Source organism: Tritonibacter sp. AK171 (assembly GCF_030127025.1).
Lineage (GTDB): Bacteria > Pseudomonadota > Alphaproteobacteria > Rhodobacterales > Rhodobacteraceae > Epibacterium > Epibacterium mobile.
In genome coordinates this window covers 1938876-1954166 of the sequence record NZ_CP126134.1, presented here as the reverse complement: position 1 = coordinate 1954166, position 15291 = coordinate 1938876, and the positions used below count along the sequence as shown (strand labels likewise).

Here is a 15291-nt window from a genome sequence, read left to right as displayed (position 1 = left end):
GAATACGCCTCTAAGGTTGCCACAAAAAGGCGCCGCAGGCAGGCGGCGCCACTTGGATCAAACGCCGGGCGGGCAGGGCCAACCCGGCATCTGGAAGGGATCAGAAGCGGTGCACGTAAGAGACACCCACAGTGATCGGATCAATGCTCGCGGTGCCGATGGGGGCGCCGTTGAGCTTGGCGTCGGTGTCGATATCCATGTAGCGCAGGTTCAGACGCAGCGCGCCCCGCTCAGAGATCTTCCAATCCGCACCCACGGTCGCAGCAAGACCAAAACTGTTGTCCAGATCCAGACGCCCCAGCGGAGTCTTCTCCGAGAAGAAGGTGGTGTAGTTTACACCCAACCCAACAAAAGGCGTGATCTTGCCGTTGGTGGGGATGTGATAGACCAGCGACAGGGTCGGCGGCAGATGTTTGGTGGACCCAATGTTGGTGCCGCCAAGCGCAATGTCATGCTCAAACGGGGTGGCTGCCAAAAGCTCGATGCCGAGGTTGTCGCGGATGAAGTACTCCGCCGTGAGCGACAGTTGGGTGTCGTCGTCAATCTTGGCCGCAGCACCGGCAAGGGTGCCATTGTCGGATTTGGGGTTCACGTTGATGATCCCGACACCGAAGGTCCAGTCGCCCTGCGATTGTGCCATGGCAGGGGCGGCGAAGCTCGACGCGGCAACGCCCAGGGCGAGGGCGGAAACCAGAGTTTTCATGGGGGTAATCCCTTCTTCGATCAGTACGTCGCGACAGTGCCACGTCAGCCGCGCGACATCTCTGATCCAGATCAAATTCCCTCTGCCTTTCCCTTTGGAAAGACAGGGAAAAATCGCATATCAGCTATGCGCTACGTGCAGGGTTAAACATGACTATCAAACGCATTATTCCGGGGCTGACAGAGGCAGGCGCTTGGGACATTCCAGAGCGGCTCAATATGGCGGCGCAGGTGATGGATCACGCGGGTGATAAACTGGCGATCATCGACCTCACCTCCGGGACCCGCCGTGATGTGAGCCATGGGGATCTGGCCGTGATGGTCGATGGTCTGGCGCGCGCATTGCTGCAACGTATCGCCCCCGGTGATCGGGTTGGCGTGCTCCTGTCTCAGTCGCCGTGGTGTGCGGCGGCGCATCTTGCGATCTGGAAGGTCGGCGCCATTTCCGTGCCGCTCTTTAAACTGTTTCAGCACGATGCGCTCGCCAACCGGGTCGAGGATTCAGGTGCAAAATATGTGCTGACCGACCGGGAGGGCGCGGCGCAGCTTGGCGATCTGGCCGAGCCGCTGATCGCCGCAGAGATTGGCGTCGAGGGCGATCCGGTGCCCTTTGCCGATACTGGTCCTGAGGACCCGGCGGTCATTATCTATACCTCCGGCACCACCGGCAAACCCAAGGGAGCCTTGCACGGGCACCGGATGCTGACAGGGCACCTGCCGGGCGTGTCGATCAGTCACGACCATCTGGGCCAGCCCGGCGATTGTCTCTGGACGCCCGCGGATTGGGCGTGGATCGGCGGGCTGTTTGACGTCGCCATGCCGGGCCTGGCGTTGGGCGTACCGGTGGTGGCCGCGCGGCTGGATAAGTTCACGCCCGACACCTGCGCCGAGGTGATCCGCTTGGGCGAGGTGCGCAACGTCTTCTTTCCCCCCACCGCCCTGCGCATGCTGAAAGCGGCGGGGCAGGGGCTTCGGGCCTTGCGTTCCGTGGCCTCCGGCGGAGAGCCCCTGGGCGCGGAGATGCTCGCTTGGGGCCAGCGTCACTTGGGCGTCACCATCAATGAATTCTACGGCCAGACCGAATGCAATATGACGGTGTCCTCCTGTGGCGCGGACTTCCCGGTGCGCCCCGGCTGCATCGGGAAACCGGTGCCGGGGCATGTGGTCGAGGTGATCGACGCAGACGGCCAGCCCACCCGTGAGGAAGGCGATGTGGCAGTGCGCCGTGGTTCCGGGTCCATGATGCTGGAATACTGGAACCGCCCCGACGCCACCGCCGAGAAATTTCACGGCGACTGGCTGGTGACGGGTGATCGCGGCATCTGGGAGGCGGGCTATCTGCGCTTTGTGGGGCGTGAGGATGACGTGATCACCTCTGCCGGTTACCGCATCGGCCCCTCCGAAATCGAGGATTGCCTAATGACCCACCCGGCCGTTGCCACCGTCGGTGTGGTCGGCAAGCCCGACGCCCTGCGCACCGAGATCGTCAAGGCTTATGTGGTGCTGAAACCGGACCACGCTCCGAGCGAAAAAGAGCTGCAGGACTACGTCAAAGAGCGCCTTGCCAGCTATTCCTATCCCCGCGAGATCGCCTTTCTGGAGGCTTTGCCGATGACGGTTACGGGCAAGGTGATCCGCAAAGAACTAAAGGCGCGGGCTGCGGAGGAGGGGAAGTGATGAGGGCAAGGAGTCGCAGTTTGAGTGACCAGCACGTCGCTTGGGCGTCTCGCCTGTTTTGTCATACTTGTCCAACATGCGGCGGAGCGGTGCCGCTTTCGCATCTCACGGGGCGCGGGCGCGGCTGGCCGCAGATTGCCGAGTGCCGAAGTTGTGGACGACATTGGCGAGTCGCGCTGAGCTTTCGAGCATACCTTTGGCGGTTTGTATCGCGCGCAATACCACTGGTATTTCTTTCTCTTTTTGTGACAAGCGCCGCGCTCTACTTCGCCTTTCCTGAATTGTCGTATCTGGCGCAAAACGGTCAGACCAAGCAGCGTTTCTTGGCTTTCCCATTTCTGGTTTTTGCCGCTTTCGCGTCCGTAATAATTTTCTCACGTCGTCTCCCTTTGGAAGAGGAACCGAAATGAAACTCCAATCCAAGGCAATGCCCTCCTCTGAAGGGTTCAAGGCAAACAAAGCTGCCCATCTCTCCGCACTGGCCGAGATCAGCGAGGCCGCCGAGGCCGCGCGCCTGGGCGGGGGCGAGAAATCCCGTGCCCGCCATGAAAGTCGCGGCAAGATGCTGCCGCGCCGCCGGGTGGCGAACCTGCTCGATCCCGGATCGCCCTTTTTGGAGGTCGGCGCGACGGCGGCTCATGGCATGTATGGTGGCGCAGCCCCGGCGGCAGGCGTGATCGCAGGCATCGGGCGTGTTCAGGGTCAGGAGGTCATGGTGGTCTGCAACGACGCCACCGTGAAGGGCGGCACCTATTTCCCGATGACAGTGAAAAAACACCTGCGCGCCCAGGAGATTGCCGAGGAAAACAACCTCCCCTGCGTTTATCTGGTGGACAGTGGCGGCGCCAACCTGCCGCAGCAGGATGAGGTCTTTCCCGACCGCGACCACTTTGGCCGCATCTTTTACAATCAGGCGCGGATGTCCGCGAAGGGTATTCCGCAGATCGCCGTGGTAATGGGCTCCTGTACTGCAGGCGGTGCTTATGTGCCGGCAATGTCCGACGTCACCATCATCGTCAAGGAACAGGGCACCATCTTCCTTGCAGGCCCGCCGCTGGTGAAGGCCGCCACCGGTGAGGTCGTCTCGGCCGAGGATCTGGGCGGCGGGGATGTACATACGCGGCTTTCGGGCGTCGCGGATTACCTCGCTGAGGATGACGCCCATGCGCTGGCTTTGGCACGGCGCGCGGTCAGCCATCTCAATCGCACCAAACCCCAAGGCGTTAACTGGCAAAGCCCGGAAGAGCCCGCCTATGACCCCGAGGAAATCCTCGGCGTGGTGCCGGGCGATCTGCGCACGCCCTATGACATCCGCGAGGTGATCGCGCGGCTGGTCGATGGCTCACGCTTTGATGAATTCAAACCCCGCTTTGGCGAAACGCTGGTCACCGGCTTTGCCCACCTCAAGGGCTGCCCCATCGGCATCATCGCCAACAATGGCGTGCTCTTTTCAGAAGCCGCACAAAAGGGCGCGCATTTTGTGGAACTCTGCAGCCAGCGCAGGATCCCGCTGGTCTTCCTGCAAAACATCACCGGTTTCATGGTGGGCCGCAAATACGAAAATGAGGGCATCGCCCGCCACGGGGCCAAGATGGTGACGGCGGTGGCCTCCACCAATGTGCCCAAGATCACAATGCTGGTGGGCGGCTCCTTTGGCGCGGGCAACTACGGCATGGCGGGGCGGGCCTATTCGCCCCGGTTCCTCTGGACATGGCCTAATTCGCGCATCTCCGTGATGGGCGGCGAGCAGGCGGCGGGCGTTCTGGCCACGGTCAAACGCGATGCGATCGAGCGCCAAGGCGGCACATGGTCCGCTGAAGAAGAGGCACAGTTCAAACAGCCCACGATCGACATGTTCGCCGAACAAAGCCACCCGCTCTACGCCTCCGCGCGGCTTTGGGATGACGGCATTATCGACCCACGCAAAAGCCGCGATGTGTTGTCGCTGTCGCTCAGCGCCGCCCTCAACGCCCCCATCGAGGACACACGCTTTGGCGTGTTCCGCATGTAACCTCTTCTAACCTCAAATATCCCGGGGGTCCGGGGGCAGCGCCCCCGGCCGCGACGGTCCCTCAAAAGGAGCACCGCAAGATGTTCAACAAGATCCTGATTGCCAACCGTGGCGAAATTGCATGCCGGGTGATGGAAACCGCCCGTCGTCTGGGTGTACGCACCGTCGCCGTTTACTCCGATGCCGACCGAGACGCCAAACATGTGGCTCTTGCGGATGAGGCTGTCCATATCGGTCATGGACCGGCCCCAGCGGATAGCTACCTGCTGCAGGACGAGATCCTCGCCGCCGCCAAAGCCACCGGCGCGCAAGGCATACATCCGGGCTATGGATTTCTGTCGGAGAACCCCGATTTTGTGGAAAAGGTCGAGGCCGCAGGTCTCGCCTTCATCGGCCCCTCTGCCAGTGCGATCCGCAAGATGGGCCTCAAGGACGCCGCCAAGGCGCTGATGGAAGAGGCGGGCGTGCCCGTTGTTCCCGGCTATCACGGCGACACCCAGGACGCGGGCTTCCTCGCCGAACAGGCCGAGAGCATCGGCTATCCGGTCCTGATCAAGGCGGTTGCAGGCGGCGGTGGCAAGGGTATGCGGCTGGTCGAGGACCCCAAGGATTTCAACGATGCGCTGGCCTCGGCGCAGGGCGAAGCCACCACATCCTTTGGCAACCCGGCGGTGCTGATTGAAAAATACATCCAGAAACCGCGCCATATCGAGGTGCAGGTCTTTGGCGACGGCACATCGGCGGTGCATCTCTTTGAACGCGACTGTTCGCTGCAACGTCGCCACCAGAAGGTGATCGAAGAAGCCCCGGCCCCCGGCATGACCGAAGAGATGCGCGCCGCCATGGGGCAGGCCGCCGTGCGCGCCGCCGAGGCGATCGGCTATGCGGGCGCGGGCACGGTGGAGTTCATCGTGGACGGCTCGGACGGGCTGCGTGCGGACGGGTTCTGGTTCATGGAGATGAACACCCGCCTGCAGGTGGAGCATCCGGTCACGGAACTCATCACCGGCGTCGATCTGGTGGAATGGCAGCTGCGCGTCGCTTCTGGCGAAGGGCTGCCCATGCAGCAGGACGACCTCACCATCAGCGGCCACGCCTTTGAGGCGCGGCTCTATGCCGAGGACGTGCCCAAGGGCTTTTTGCCCGCCACCGGCACGCTCTCGCATCTGGCCTTCCCCGAAGGTGTGCGCGCCGACAGCGGGGTGAGGGCAGGGGACACCATCAGCCCGTGGTATGATCCGATGATCTCCAAGGTGATCGTACATGGCCCCTCCCGCGCCGCGGCGCTGCGCCAGCTGGATGACGCGCTGGCCCGCACCGAGGTTGCCGGAACTGTCACCAACCTCGCCTTCCTCGGGGCACTGACCCGTCACGCAGGCTTTGCCGCAGGCGACGTCGACACGGGCCTGATCGCGCGTGATCTCGACACACTCGCGGCAGCACCGGTCGCAAAGCCCGAGCATCAGGCCGCCGCTGCGATGGCCGCGCTCGATCTGATCGAGACGCGCCCCGAGATGGGCTTTACGCTGTGGGCCGACCTACACCGCTCCGTCACGCTGGAGTGGCAGGGCGAGCAGTTTGAGGCCACCGTCGAGGTCGACGGCCCCGACCGTCAGGACTGGACGATTGAGGGCGCGCATATCGCCGTGAACCGCATGGCCTCAGGCTGGGTGATTGGCAGCATGCCCCTGCCGCCCCTGTCGATCTGCGGCGACACGATCACGATATTTGATCACTACGGGCTGAGCTTTACGGTGATCGACCCGCTGGACCGCGCCGCAGGCACCGCTGGGGATGGCAACCTGATCGAGGCCCCGATGCCGGGCTTGGTCAAGGCGGTCTTTGCCGAGGCAGGTGCCGCAGTCAAAGAAGGCGACCGGCTTGCGATCCTTGAGGCCATGAAAATGGAACACTCTTTGCTGGCTGCCCGTGACGGCGTGGTTGCAGAAGTTCTTGCGCAAGCCGGCGATCAGGTGGAGGCTGGAGCAGCGCTGGTCCGGCTGGAGGAAGACGCCTGAGCCGCGCCCATGAACCGGGAGGAGCAAAACCCATGAAAAACCGCGTCGAGATCTTTGAGGTGGGCCCACGCGACGGGCTGCAAAACGAAAAGCGCGACATCCCCGTCGCCGACAAGGTGGCGCTGGTGGATTGCCTCAGCCGCGCGGGCTTTTCCCGGATCGAGGTGGCAAGCTTCGTGTCTCCGAAATGGGTGCCGCAGATGGCGGGCAGCGCCGAGGTGCTGGCCGGGATCACCAAGGCCAAAGGCGTGCGCTATGCGGCGCTCACCCCAAATATGCGGGGCTATGAGGACGCGCTGGCCGCGCGCGCCGATGAAATCGCCATTTTTGCCTCCGCATCCGAGGGGTTTTCACAGGCCAATATCAATGCCTCGATTGCCGAGAGTATTGAACGCTTTGCCCCCATTCTGGAGGCCGCGCGCCATATCGACCTGCCGGTGCGGGGCTATGTCTCCTGCGTGACCGACTGCCCCTATGATGGCGCTGTCGCACCCGACAAAGTGGCCGAGGTCGCGGATCGGCTGTTCTCGATGGGCTGCTATGAGATCTCGCTGGGCGACACGATCGGCAAGGCAACACCCGACAAGATCGCCAAGATGCTGATCGCGGTCAAAGACGCCGTGCCAGTGACGCGGCTTGCGGGGCATTACCACGACACCGCAGGCCGGGCGGTAGACAATATCGACGCCTCGCTGGCGCTGGGCGTGCGGGTGTTTGATGCCGCCGTGGGCGGGCTTGGCGGCTGCCCCTATGCGCCCGGTGCGGCGGGTAATGTCGCCACCGAGGTCGTGCACGAACACCTGACCCGGCTGGGCTATGACACTGGGCTGGATGGCAATGTCCTGCAGGAGGCCGCCGCCATGGCGCGCGCCCTGCGCCCCATTGCCGCCGATGCCTGACCCTTCATCATAATAAGGACCCTTTGGCCATGTATGACACGCTAACGCTCACGCGCGATGATCGCGGCGTGGCGACCCTGACGCTCAACCGTCCCGAAAAGCACAACGCCATGTCGGGGCAGATGCTGCAGGAATTGCAGGATGCAGCGCGCGCGCTGGCTGCGGACCGTAGCGTGCGTGTGGTGGTCCTGACCGGTGCGGGCAAAAGCTTCTGCGCCGGGGGTGATCTGGCGTGGATGCAAGCGCAGATGGATGCCGATGCCGAGACTCGCGCCCGCGAGGCGCGGGTGCTGGCGGACATGCTGAACCTTCTGAACACCTTGCCGCAGCCCTTGATCGGGCGGCTACAGGGCAATGCATTCGGCGGTGGCGTGGGCATGGCCTCGGTCTGTGATGTGGCCATCGGCGTCGACAGCCTCAAGATGGGCCTCACCGAGACCAAGCTCGGCCTGATCCCCGCCACCATCGGCCCCTATGTCATCGCCCGCATGGGCGAGGCGCGCGCGCGGCGCGTCTTCATGTCGGCGCGGCTTTTTGATGCGTCGGAAGCGGTGGAGCTGGGCTTGCTCAGTCGCGCCGTTTCTGCCGACTCACTTGATGCCGCAGTAGAGGCAGAGGTAACTCCCTACCTCGATTGTGCACCCGGTGCGGTGGCAGACGCCAAGGCACTGGCCCGCGCGCTGGGTCCTAAGATCGATAAATCCACAATCGATTTTACCATTTCCGCCCTCGTCACCCGCTGGGAGAGCCCGGAGGCGGTCGAAGGCATCAATGCGTTTTTTGAAAAACGGCGCCCCTCTTGGCGTGACAAATAAGGGGATTCATCCCCCTCGGGCGCAGCAAATTTGCGCCCGTTTTTCGCGGCTTAAAAACTGAGTGAAACCATAAGGTTTTAGGGTATTGTTGCACTGCTGCGAAACTGGCCAATAAAGCTTTTCACATTAACTTCCCCTTGGTTGACGGTCTGTAGGGACAGGAGTAGTAACGGCGCAAGTCAACACGCCAATTGACGGTGCACGAGCAGATCTTGCCGTGTGCGCGGAAAGGAGCCACTCGTGGAAGAGATGTTGCGGGAATACCTGCCCATTCTGGTGTTTTTGGCCGTCGCCATCGGCCTTGGTCTCGTGCTTATTCTTGCTGCCGTTGTTGTTGCGGTGCGCAATCCCGACCCTGAAAAAGTCAGCGCCTATGAGTGCGGTTTCAACGCATTCGATGACGCCCGCATGAAATTCGACGTGCGCTTTTATCTGGTCTCGATCCTGTTCATCATCTTCGATCTGGAAATTGCCTTCCTGTTCCCTTGGGCCGTTGGCTTTAAGGACATCAGCGATACCGGCTTCTGGTCCATGATGGTGTTCTTGGGCGTTCTGACCATTGGCTTTGCCTACGAGTGGAAGAAAGGGGCTCTGGAATGGGAGTGATGGCTGGCGCGAACACCGCAGGTGTCGACAAGGAAGTGGTCACTCAGGCCCTCAACGCGGAACTGCAGGACAAAGGGTTTCTGCTGACCTCTGCCGAAGATATCATCAACTGGGCGCGCACTGGTTCTCTGCACTGGATGACCTTTGGTCTGGCCTGCTGCGCGGTTGAGATGATGCATACGTCTATGCCACGCTATGACGCCGAACGCTTTGGCATCGCCCCGCGCGCCTCCCCGCGTCAATCGGATGTGATGATCGTTGCGGGCACCCTCACCAACAAAATGGCCCCGGCGCTGCGCAAGGTCTACGACCAGATGCCAGAGCCGCGTTACGTGATCTCGATGGGGTCCTGCGCCAATGGCGGTGGCTATTACCACTACAGCTATTCCGTCGTGCGTGGCTGTGACCGGATCGTGCCGGTCGACATCTACGTGCCCGGCTGCCCGCCCACCGCAGAGGCGCTGCTTTATGGGCTGATGCAACTGCAGCGCAAGATCCGCCGCACCGGCACCCTTGTGCGCTAAGGGCAGGAGACACAGATGATTGAAGCATTGCAAGACCTTGGCCATCAGATCGAAGCCAAGCGCCCCGATTGTGTGTTGTCCTGGGACATCGCACATGGCGAGCTGAATATCGACGTGAAACCGGCCAATATCGCAGGTCTTGTGGAATTCCTGCGCGTAGACAGCGCCTGCCGGTTCTCCACCTTGGTTGATATCACCGCCGTCGATTACCCCGAGCGCACCAAGCGCTTTGACGTGGTGTATCACCTGCTGTCGATGTACCAGAACCACCGCATCCGTTTGCGGGTTGCGGTGCGCGAAGAGGACATGGTGCCCTCCATCGTCGATGTGCACCCCTCTGCCAACTGGTTCGAGCGCGAAGTCTTTGACATGTTCGGCATCCTGTTCACAGGCCACCCGGACCTGCGCCGCCTGCTGACCGACTACGGCTTTCGCGGCCACCCGCTGCGCAAGGATTTCCCGACCACCGGCTACACCGAAGTGCGCTATGACGAGGCGCAAAAGCGCGTGGTCTACGAGCCGGTGAAACTGGTCCAGGAATACCGCCAGTTTGACTTCATGAGCCCATGGGAGGGTGCCGACTACATCCTGCCCGGTGACGAGAAAGAGGGGGCGAAATGATGGGTCAGTCTGGAATGCTGCTTTTCTATATGATTGCAGGATTTGTGAACATTGCAGCGTTTTGGAAACTGCTCCCGCGTGCTGGAATGACGCCATATTGGGGGCTTTTGGGGCTGTTTCTGCCCGCGTCTATTATCTTATTTTGGGTCGTTGCCTTCAAAAGATGGCCTAATGACGGAAAGGTGAGCTAATCATGATGGACGGCTCCAAAGGTTTCGACGACGCCCAGACGGGCGAGCAGAAGATCCGTAACTTCAACATCAACTTCGGCCCGCAACACCCGGCGGCCCACGGCGTTTTGCGTCTGGTGCTGGAACTGGACGGCGAGATCGTCGAACGCTGCGATCCGCATATCGGCCTCTTGCACCGTGGCACCGAAAAGCTGATGGAGAGCCGCACCTACCTGCAGAACCTGCCGTATTTCGACCGCCTCGATTATGTGGCGCCGATGAATCAGGAGCATGCATGGTGTCTGGCGATCGAGAAACTCACCGGGGTTGAGGTGCCGCGCCGCGCGCAGCTCATCCGGGTGCTTTACTCAGAAATCGGCCGCATCCTCAATCACCTCTTGAACGTCACCACGCAGGCGATGGACGTGGGCGCGCTGACGCCGCCGCTCTGGGGGTTCGAGGAACGCGAAAAGCTGATGATCTTCTACGAGCGGGCGTGTGGTGCACGTCTGCACGCGGCCTATTTCCGCCCCGGTGGTGTGCATCAGGACCTGCCGGATGAGCTCCTTGATGATATCGACCTCTGGGCGATGGAATTCCCCAAGGTGATGGATGACATCGACGGCTTGCTGACGGAAAACCGCATCTTCAAGCAGCGTAACTGCGACATTGGCGTGGTCACCGAAGACGACATTCAGAAATACGGCTTTTCGGGTGTCATGGTGCGTGGCTCCGGCCTTGCATGGGATTTGCGCCGCGCGCAGCCCTATGAATGCTACGACGAGTTCGAGTTTCAGATCCCGGTTGGCAGAAACGGCGACTGCTATGATCGCTACCTTGTCCGCATGGAAGAGATGCGACAGTCGCTCTCGATCATCCGTCAGGCCATCGCAAAACTGCGCGAGGCCACGGGCGACGTCATGGCACGGGGCAAGATCAGCCCGCCCAAACGCAGCGATATGAAAACCTCGATGGAGAGCCTGATCCACCACTTCAAGCTCTACACCGAAGGCTTCCACGTCCCCGAGGGCGAGGTCTACGCCGCGGTTGAGGCCCCCAAGGGCGAATTCGGCGTCTATCTGGTGGCGGATGGCACCAACAAACCCTATCGCGCCAAGCTGCGCGCGCCGGGGTTCTTGCACCTTCAGGCGATGGATTACGTCGCCAAGGGCCACCAACTCGCGGATGTTGCCGCAATTATTGGAACCATGGACATCGTGTTCGGGGAGATTGACCGATGACACTGCGCGCTCTTATTGCAGGGGTTTCCCTGTGCTTCATCGGCCAAACCGCACTGGCAGAGAAACCCTTGGCGGATCTCATCGCCGAGTCTGTCGGCTATGTGCATGTGCGCGAGGGCGTGATCCTCGTCGAAGACGAGTATGATGAATATATCTGCCGCCTGAACGCCACCGATGCCGCTTTCGACGCCAAAGCCGCAGGTCAGGAGATCCCCGAAGGGGCGCTTACGTCGACCTGCATTCTGCTTGAGGAGTTCGACAAGTAATGCTGCGCCGTCTGCACCACGAACAACCCGACAGCTTCGCTTTTACGCCCGCTAATCAGGCTTGGGCAGAGGCGCAAATGACCAAATACCCCGAGGGCCGTCAGGCCTCGGCGGTGATCCCGATCCTGTGGCGCGCGCAGGAACAAGAGGGCTGGGTCACCAAACCCGCGTTGGAATATGTCGCCGATATGCTCGGTATGGCCTATATCCGCGTGCTGGAGGTGGCTTCCTTCTACTTTATGTTCCAGCTGCAACCCACAGGTTCTGTTGCGCATATTCAGGTTTGTGGCACCACGTCCTGCATGATCTGCGGCGCTGAGGATCTGATTGCGGTCTGCAAGGACAAGATCGCCCCCAAGCCGCATATGCTGTCGGCGGATGGCAAATTTTCCTGGGAAGAGGTGGAATGCCTCGGGTCCTGCACCAATGCGCCGATGGCGCAGATCGGCAAGGATTACTACGAGGATTTGACCGCCGCGAGCTTCACCAAGCTGATCGACGATCTTGCTGCGGGCAAAGCTGTTGTGCCCGGCCCGCAAAATGGCCGTTACGCGGCAGAGCCAAAATCCGGTCTTACCTCGCTTAAGGACTATGAGGCGGACAAGCCGCAGTATAACGCGTCTGCCGCGCTGGCGACCGAGCTTGCCGATGGTGTGAAGCGCATTCAGGGCGATGAAGTGCCGCTGCTGACCCCTTGGGTCGGCAAAGATGGCGTGGTTGCCGGACGTGCTGCGGCAGAGCCCACTCCGGCAGCGCCCGAGCGACCCAAACCTGCGGCAAAGCAGGCCGAGGACGCCAAGAAAGAGGCCGCACCTAAGAAAAAAGCGCCGGTCAAGAAATCTGATGCCGCCACCCCGGCACAGCCCGAGGCCGCCGCCGCGAAGGTGACGGAGCCCAAGGCAGAACCTAAGGCTGAGGCGACCGAGACGGTCGAGGAAAAAGCACCCGAGACGCTGACAGCGGCGCGCGAGGGCGGGGCGGACGACCTCAAACTCCTCAAAGGGGTGGGGCCGAAGCTCGAACAGACACTGAATGAGCTGGGCTTTTTCCACTTTGACCAGATCGCCAAATGGACCGAGGCCGAGGTGGCTTGGGTGGATGCGCGCCTGAAGTTCAAAGGCCGCATCGAGCGGGACGGCTGGATCGACCAAGCCAAGCAACTGGCATCCGGTGAAGAGACCGAGTTTGCCAAATCGGCCAAGAAAGACGGCCGTTACAAAGACAAATCATAATCGCAGATCGCGGCCATGGGCCGTGCGCTGTGGTCAAGGATGACTGGACCAGATGACGAAGGACGCACAGGATAAGGCCATTGCAGCCAAGGGGCGGCACATCTCGCTGGTGATCGCCGGCACGATGGTGGCCTGGTTGATCCTGTCGCTTCTGATCGGTCCCGCGATCGGCCTGCCGGGCCGCTATGCGCTGCTGTTCGATTTCGCTGCCTTGGCCGCGATGATCTATGCGGGCGTCAACATCATTCAACTCTGGCGCATGCGTCAGAACAGTCAAAGGTAGGCACACATGCTGAAGGATCAGGACCGGATCTTTACCAACCTTTACGGGATGCACGAACGCACGTTGGCGGGCGCACAAAAGCGTGGCCATTGGGACGGTACGGCGGGCCTCATTGAAAAGGGGCGCGACTGGATCATCCAGACCATGAAGGATTCCGGTCTGCGCGGGCGCGGCGGTGCGGGCTTCCCCACCGGCCTCAAATGGTCCTTCATGCCCAAGGAAAGCGACGGACGTCCGGCCTATCTGGTGATCAACGCCGATGAGTCTGAGCCCGGCACCTGCAAAGACCGCGAAATCATGCGTCACGATCCGCATACGCTGATCGAGGGCGCGTTGATTGCATCCTTCGCGATGAACGCACACACCTGCTACATCTACCTGCGCGGCGAATATATCCGCGAGCGTGAGGCGCTGCAGGCGGCGATTGACGAATGTTACGACAAGGGTCTCTTGGGCAAAAACGCCGCAGGCTCCGGCTGGGATTTCGACGTCTTCCTGCACCATGGGGCAGGGGCCTACATCTGCGGTGAGGAAACCGCGCTGATCGAGAGCCTTGAGGGCAAAAAAGGCATGCCACGCATGAAGCCGCCATTCCCGGCAGGCGCGGGGCTTTATGGCTGCCCGACCACCGTGAACAACGTGGAATCCATCGCCGTAGTGCCGACCATCCTGCGGCGCGGGGCGGAGTGGTTTGCGGGCTTTGGCCGTCAGAACAACGCGGGCACCAAGCTCTTTGCGATCTCCGGCCACGTCAACAACCCCTGCGTTGTTGAGGAAGCGATGAGCATTTCCTTTGAGGAACTCATCGAAAAACATTGCGGTGGCATTCGCGGCGGCTGGGACAACCTTCTGGCGGTGATCCCCGGCGGTTCTTCCGTTCCTTGCGTGCGCGGCGAGAAAATGCGCGACGCGATCATGGATTTTGATTACCTGCGCGGCGAGTTGGGCTCCGGCCTTGGCACCGCGGCGGTGATCGTGATGGACAAGCAGACCGACATCATCAAGGCGATCTGGCGGCTGTCCAAATTCTACAAACACGAGAGCTGCGGCCAGTGTACCCCCTGTCGTGAGGGCACCGGCTGGATGATGCGCGTCATGGATCGTCTGGTCCGGGGCGAAGCAGAACTCGAAGAAATTGACATGCTCTGGGATGTCACAAAACAAGTTGAAGGCCACACCATCTGTGCATTGGGTGATGCAGCTGCTTGGCCCATTCAGGGTCTCATTCGCAACTTCCGCGAAGAAATCGAAGACCGCATCAAGGCTCAGAAAACGGGTCGCGTCGGCGTGATGGCAGCGGAATAACCTGAAGAGATGATAATGACCTCACGTTTTACTTTAACGCTGATATTGGCGGCCTCGGTCGGGCTTGCGGCCTGTGGCGGCAAAACCCGCGAGGACAAGCGCATGCGGTTTGACGGCATCGCGTTCCGCACAAGCGTCAAAGCGATCAACAAAAAAGAGACCCTCGCGAATTTCCGCGTCGAGGTGCGTGATGCGCTGCGATCCCAACGTGGTGCGCTGGCGGCTGCCGATCACGAGGCAAAACGCTACTGTATCGAAAACTACGGCACCTCGCGGTTTGATTGGACCAACATCGTGCCAGACGCCGAGGGCAACTACAAAATCCAGCTCGACAAGAGCGATGCGATCTACACGGGAAGCTGCGAGTCTTGATGCGCAGATCGGCATATCATGGCCGGTTTGGCGGGGCGTTATTGAATAACAGCGCGTCTCACTCCTGTGGTTCTGTCAGAACCACAAAGGAGTCTGACATGTCTGAATCAATTGCCATTTCCCCGGCACGCACCGCCGTGATGGCCACCTCTCTGGCGGCTCTGGCCGCCCTGCTTCTGGCCTTTGGTGCCAGCGCGGGCGAGGCCAGGCCGTCGTTGCGCGATGTGCAGGAAATTGAGGATCCGCTCTTTGCCGTGGCCGTGGCCAGCGAAGTGGCCGATCAATGTGATCGCCTCGCGCCCCGCACGCTCAAAGGGCTGAACCAGCTCTATCAGATCCGCGCGCGCGCCAATGCGCTTGGCTACAGCGACGCTGAAATTAAGTCTTACATCAAGTCGGACCAGGAAAAATCCCGGATGCGCGCCAAGGGCGAGCGCCTGCTGCGGCAGGCGGGGGTCAAACTGGACCAGCCAGAAACATTCTGCGCCTACGGGCTGGCGGAAATTAAGAAAAACAGCGCGATCGGCGTGTTACTGAGGGCGAAATAGA

The 15291-nt window shown here is 61.2% G+C and carries 16 protein-coding genes; 15 read left to right on the top strand and 1 reads right to left on the bottom strand.

What is annotated here, in order from left to right; translation table 11 throughout:
* Positions 1–100 precede the first annotated feature (100 nt).
* Positions 101–703 (bottom strand): OmpW/AlkL family protein, encoded by a 603-nt coding sequence (locus QNI81_RS09230; RefSeq protein WP_283966314.1) that lies wholly within the window; start codon positions 701–703, stop codon positions 101–103.
* Positions 704–852: 149 nt separating this feature from the next.
* On the opposite strand from QNI81_RS09230, the gene QNI81_RS09225 reads away from it, so the two are divergent.
* From QNI81_RS09225 to QNI81_RS09155, 15 genes are all read left to right on the top strand, one after another.
* Positions 853–2379: an AMP-binding protein gene (locus tag QNI81_RS09225; RefSeq protein ID WP_283966313.1), complete on the top strand. Its 1527-nt coding sequence runs from the start codon at positions 853–855 to the stop codon at positions 2377–2379.
* Between the two features lie 406 nt (positions 2380–2785).
* On the top strand, positions 2786–4390 hold the full coding sequence (locus QNI81_RS09220; protein ID WP_283966312.1) for a carboxyl transferase domain-containing protein: 1605 nt from the start codon (positions 2786–2788) through the stop codon (positions 4388–4390).
* 80 nt (positions 4391–4470) lie between these two features.
* Positions 4471–6408, top strand: a complete 1938-nt coding sequence (locus QNI81_RS09215; RefSeq protein ID WP_283966311.1) for an ATP-binding protein — start codon at positions 4471–4473, stop codon at positions 6406–6408.
* Positions 6409–6440: 32 nt separating this feature from the next.
* Positions 6441–7307 carry a hydroxymethylglutaryl-CoA lyase gene (locus tag QNI81_RS09210; RefSeq protein ID WP_283966310.1) on the top strand — a complete coding sequence of 289 codons (867 nt, stop codon included), beginning with the start codon at positions 6441–6443 and terminating at the stop codon, positions 7305–7307.
* 29 nt (positions 7308–7336) lie between these two features.
* Entirely contained in the window at positions 7337–8122 is a 786-nt protein-coding gene (locus QNI81_RS09205) for a crotonase/enoyl-CoA hydratase family protein (protein ID WP_283966309.1), read from the top strand.
* A gap of 240 nt (positions 8123–8362) precedes the next feature.
* Positions 8363–8728, top strand: a complete 366-nt coding sequence (locus tag QNI81_RS09200) for an NADH-quinone oxidoreductase subunit A (protein WP_005618552.1) — start codon at positions 8363–8365, stop codon at positions 8726–8728.
* Positions 8719–9252: a NuoB/complex I 20 kDa subunit family protein gene (locus QNI81_RS09195; RefSeq protein WP_005618554.1), complete on the top strand. Its 534-nt coding sequence runs from the start codon at positions 8719–8721 to the stop codon at positions 9250–9252. Before QNI81_RS09200 ends, QNI81_RS09195 begins: the two co-directional genes overlap by 10 nt.
* A 15-nt stretch (positions 9253–9267) precedes the next feature.
* Positions 9268–9873, top strand: coding sequence for an NADH-quinone oxidoreductase subunit C (locus QNI81_RS09190; RefSeq protein ID WP_005618556.1), 606 nt, complete (start codon positions 9268–9270; stop codon positions 9871–9873).
* Positions 9874–10069: 196 nt separating this feature from the next.
* Positions 10070–11284 carry an NADH-quinone oxidoreductase subunit D gene (locus QNI81_RS09185; protein ID WP_283967879.1) on the top strand — a complete coding sequence of 405 codons (1215 nt, stop codon included), beginning with the start codon at positions 10070–10072 and terminating at the stop codon, positions 11282–11284.
* Positions 11281–11550: a hypothetical protein gene (locus QNI81_RS09180; RefSeq protein ID WP_283966308.1), complete on the top strand. Its 270-nt coding sequence runs from the start codon at positions 11281–11283 to the stop codon at positions 11548–11550. The genes QNI81_RS09185 and QNI81_RS09180 overlap by 4 nt, the downstream gene beginning before the upstream one ends.
* Positions 11550–12782: an NADH-quinone oxidoreductase subunit E gene (locus QNI81_RS09175; protein ID WP_283966307.1), complete on the top strand. Its 1233-nt coding sequence runs from the start codon at positions 11550–11552 to the stop codon at positions 12780–12782. The genes QNI81_RS09180 and QNI81_RS09175 overlap by 1 nt, the downstream gene beginning before the upstream one ends.
* A gap of 52 nt (positions 12783–12834) precedes the next feature.
* Positions 12835–13065 carry a DUF5337 domain-containing protein gene (locus QNI81_RS09170; protein WP_283966306.1) on the top strand — a complete coding sequence of 77 codons (231 nt, stop codon included), beginning with the start codon at positions 12835–12837 and terminating at the stop codon, positions 13063–13065.
* Between the two features lie 6 nt (positions 13066–13071).
* Positions 13072–14370 (top strand): NADH-quinone oxidoreductase subunit NuoF, encoded by a 1299-nt coding sequence (nuoF, locus tag QNI81_RS09165; protein ID WP_005618566.1) that lies wholly within the window; start codon positions 13072–13074, stop codon positions 14368–14370.
* Between the two features lie 15 nt (positions 14371–14385).
* Positions 14386–14742, top strand: a complete 357-nt coding sequence (locus QNI81_RS09160; RefSeq protein WP_283966305.1) for a hypothetical protein — start codon at positions 14386–14388, stop codon at positions 14740–14742.
* A 98-nt stretch (positions 14743–14840) separates the two neighbouring features.
* Positions 14841–15290 carry a DUF5333 domain-containing protein gene (locus QNI81_RS09155; RefSeq protein WP_172599682.1) on the top strand — a complete coding sequence of 150 codons (450 nt, stop codon included), beginning with the start codon at positions 14841–14843 and terminating at the stop codon, positions 15288–15290.
* The last annotated feature ends 1 nt before the right edge of the window (position 15291 follow it).

Coding starts and splice junctions, on each gene's coding strand:
- QNI81_RS09210 (WP_283966310.1), top strand. CDS start 6,441: ATGAAAAACCGCGTCGAGATCTTTGAGGTGGGCCCACGCGACGGGCTG.
- QNI81_RS09160 (WP_283966305.1), top strand. CDS start 14,386: ATGACCTCACGTTTTACTTTAACGCTGATATTGGCGGCCTCGGTCGGG.
- QNI81_RS09220 (WP_283966312.1), top strand. CDS start 2,786: ATGAAACTCCAATCCAAGGCAATGCCCTCCTCTGAAGGGTTCAAGGCA.
- QNI81_RS09205 (WP_283966309.1), top strand. CDS start 7,337: ATGTATGACACGCTAACGCTCACGCGCGATGATCGCGGCGTGGCGACC.
- QNI81_RS09230 (WP_283966314.1), bottom strand. CDS start 703: ATGAAAACTCTGGTTTCCGCCCTCGCCCTGGGCGTTGCCGCGTCGAGC.
- nuoF (WP_005618566.1), top strand. CDS start 13,072: ATGCTGAAGGATCAGGACCGGATCTTTACCAACCTTTACGGGATGCAC.
- QNI81_RS09180 (WP_283966308.1), top strand. CDS start 11,281: ATGACACTGCGCGCTCTTATTGCAGGGGTTTCCCTGTGCTTCATCGGC.
- QNI81_RS09190 (WP_005618556.1), top strand. CDS start 9,268: ATGATTGAAGCATTGCAAGACCTTGGCCATCAGATCGAAGCCAAGCGC.
- QNI81_RS09170 (WP_283966306.1), top strand. CDS start 12,835: ATGACGAAGGACGCACAGGATAAGGCCATTGCAGCCAAGGGGCGGCAC.
- QNI81_RS09155 (WP_172599682.1), top strand. CDS start 14,841: ATGTCTGAATCAATTGCCATTTCCCCGGCACGCACCGCCGTGATGGCC.
- QNI81_RS09195 (WP_005618554.1), top strand. CDS start 8,719: ATGGGAGTGATGGCTGGCGCGAACACCGCAGGTGTCGACAAGGAAGTG.
- QNI81_RS09175 (WP_283966307.1), top strand. CDS start 11,550: ATGCTGCGCCGTCTGCACCACGAACAACCCGACAGCTTCGCTTTTACG.
- QNI81_RS09215 (WP_283966311.1), top strand. CDS start 4,471: ATGTTCAACAAGATCCTGATTGCCAACCGTGGCGAAATTGCATGCCGG.
- QNI81_RS09225 (WP_283966313.1), top strand. CDS start 853: ATGACTATCAAACGCATTATTCCGGGGCTGACAGAGGCAGGCGCTTGG.
- QNI81_RS09185 (WP_283967879.1), top strand. CDS start 10,070: ATGGACGGCTCCAAAGGTTTCGACGACGCCCAGACGGGCGAGCAGAAG.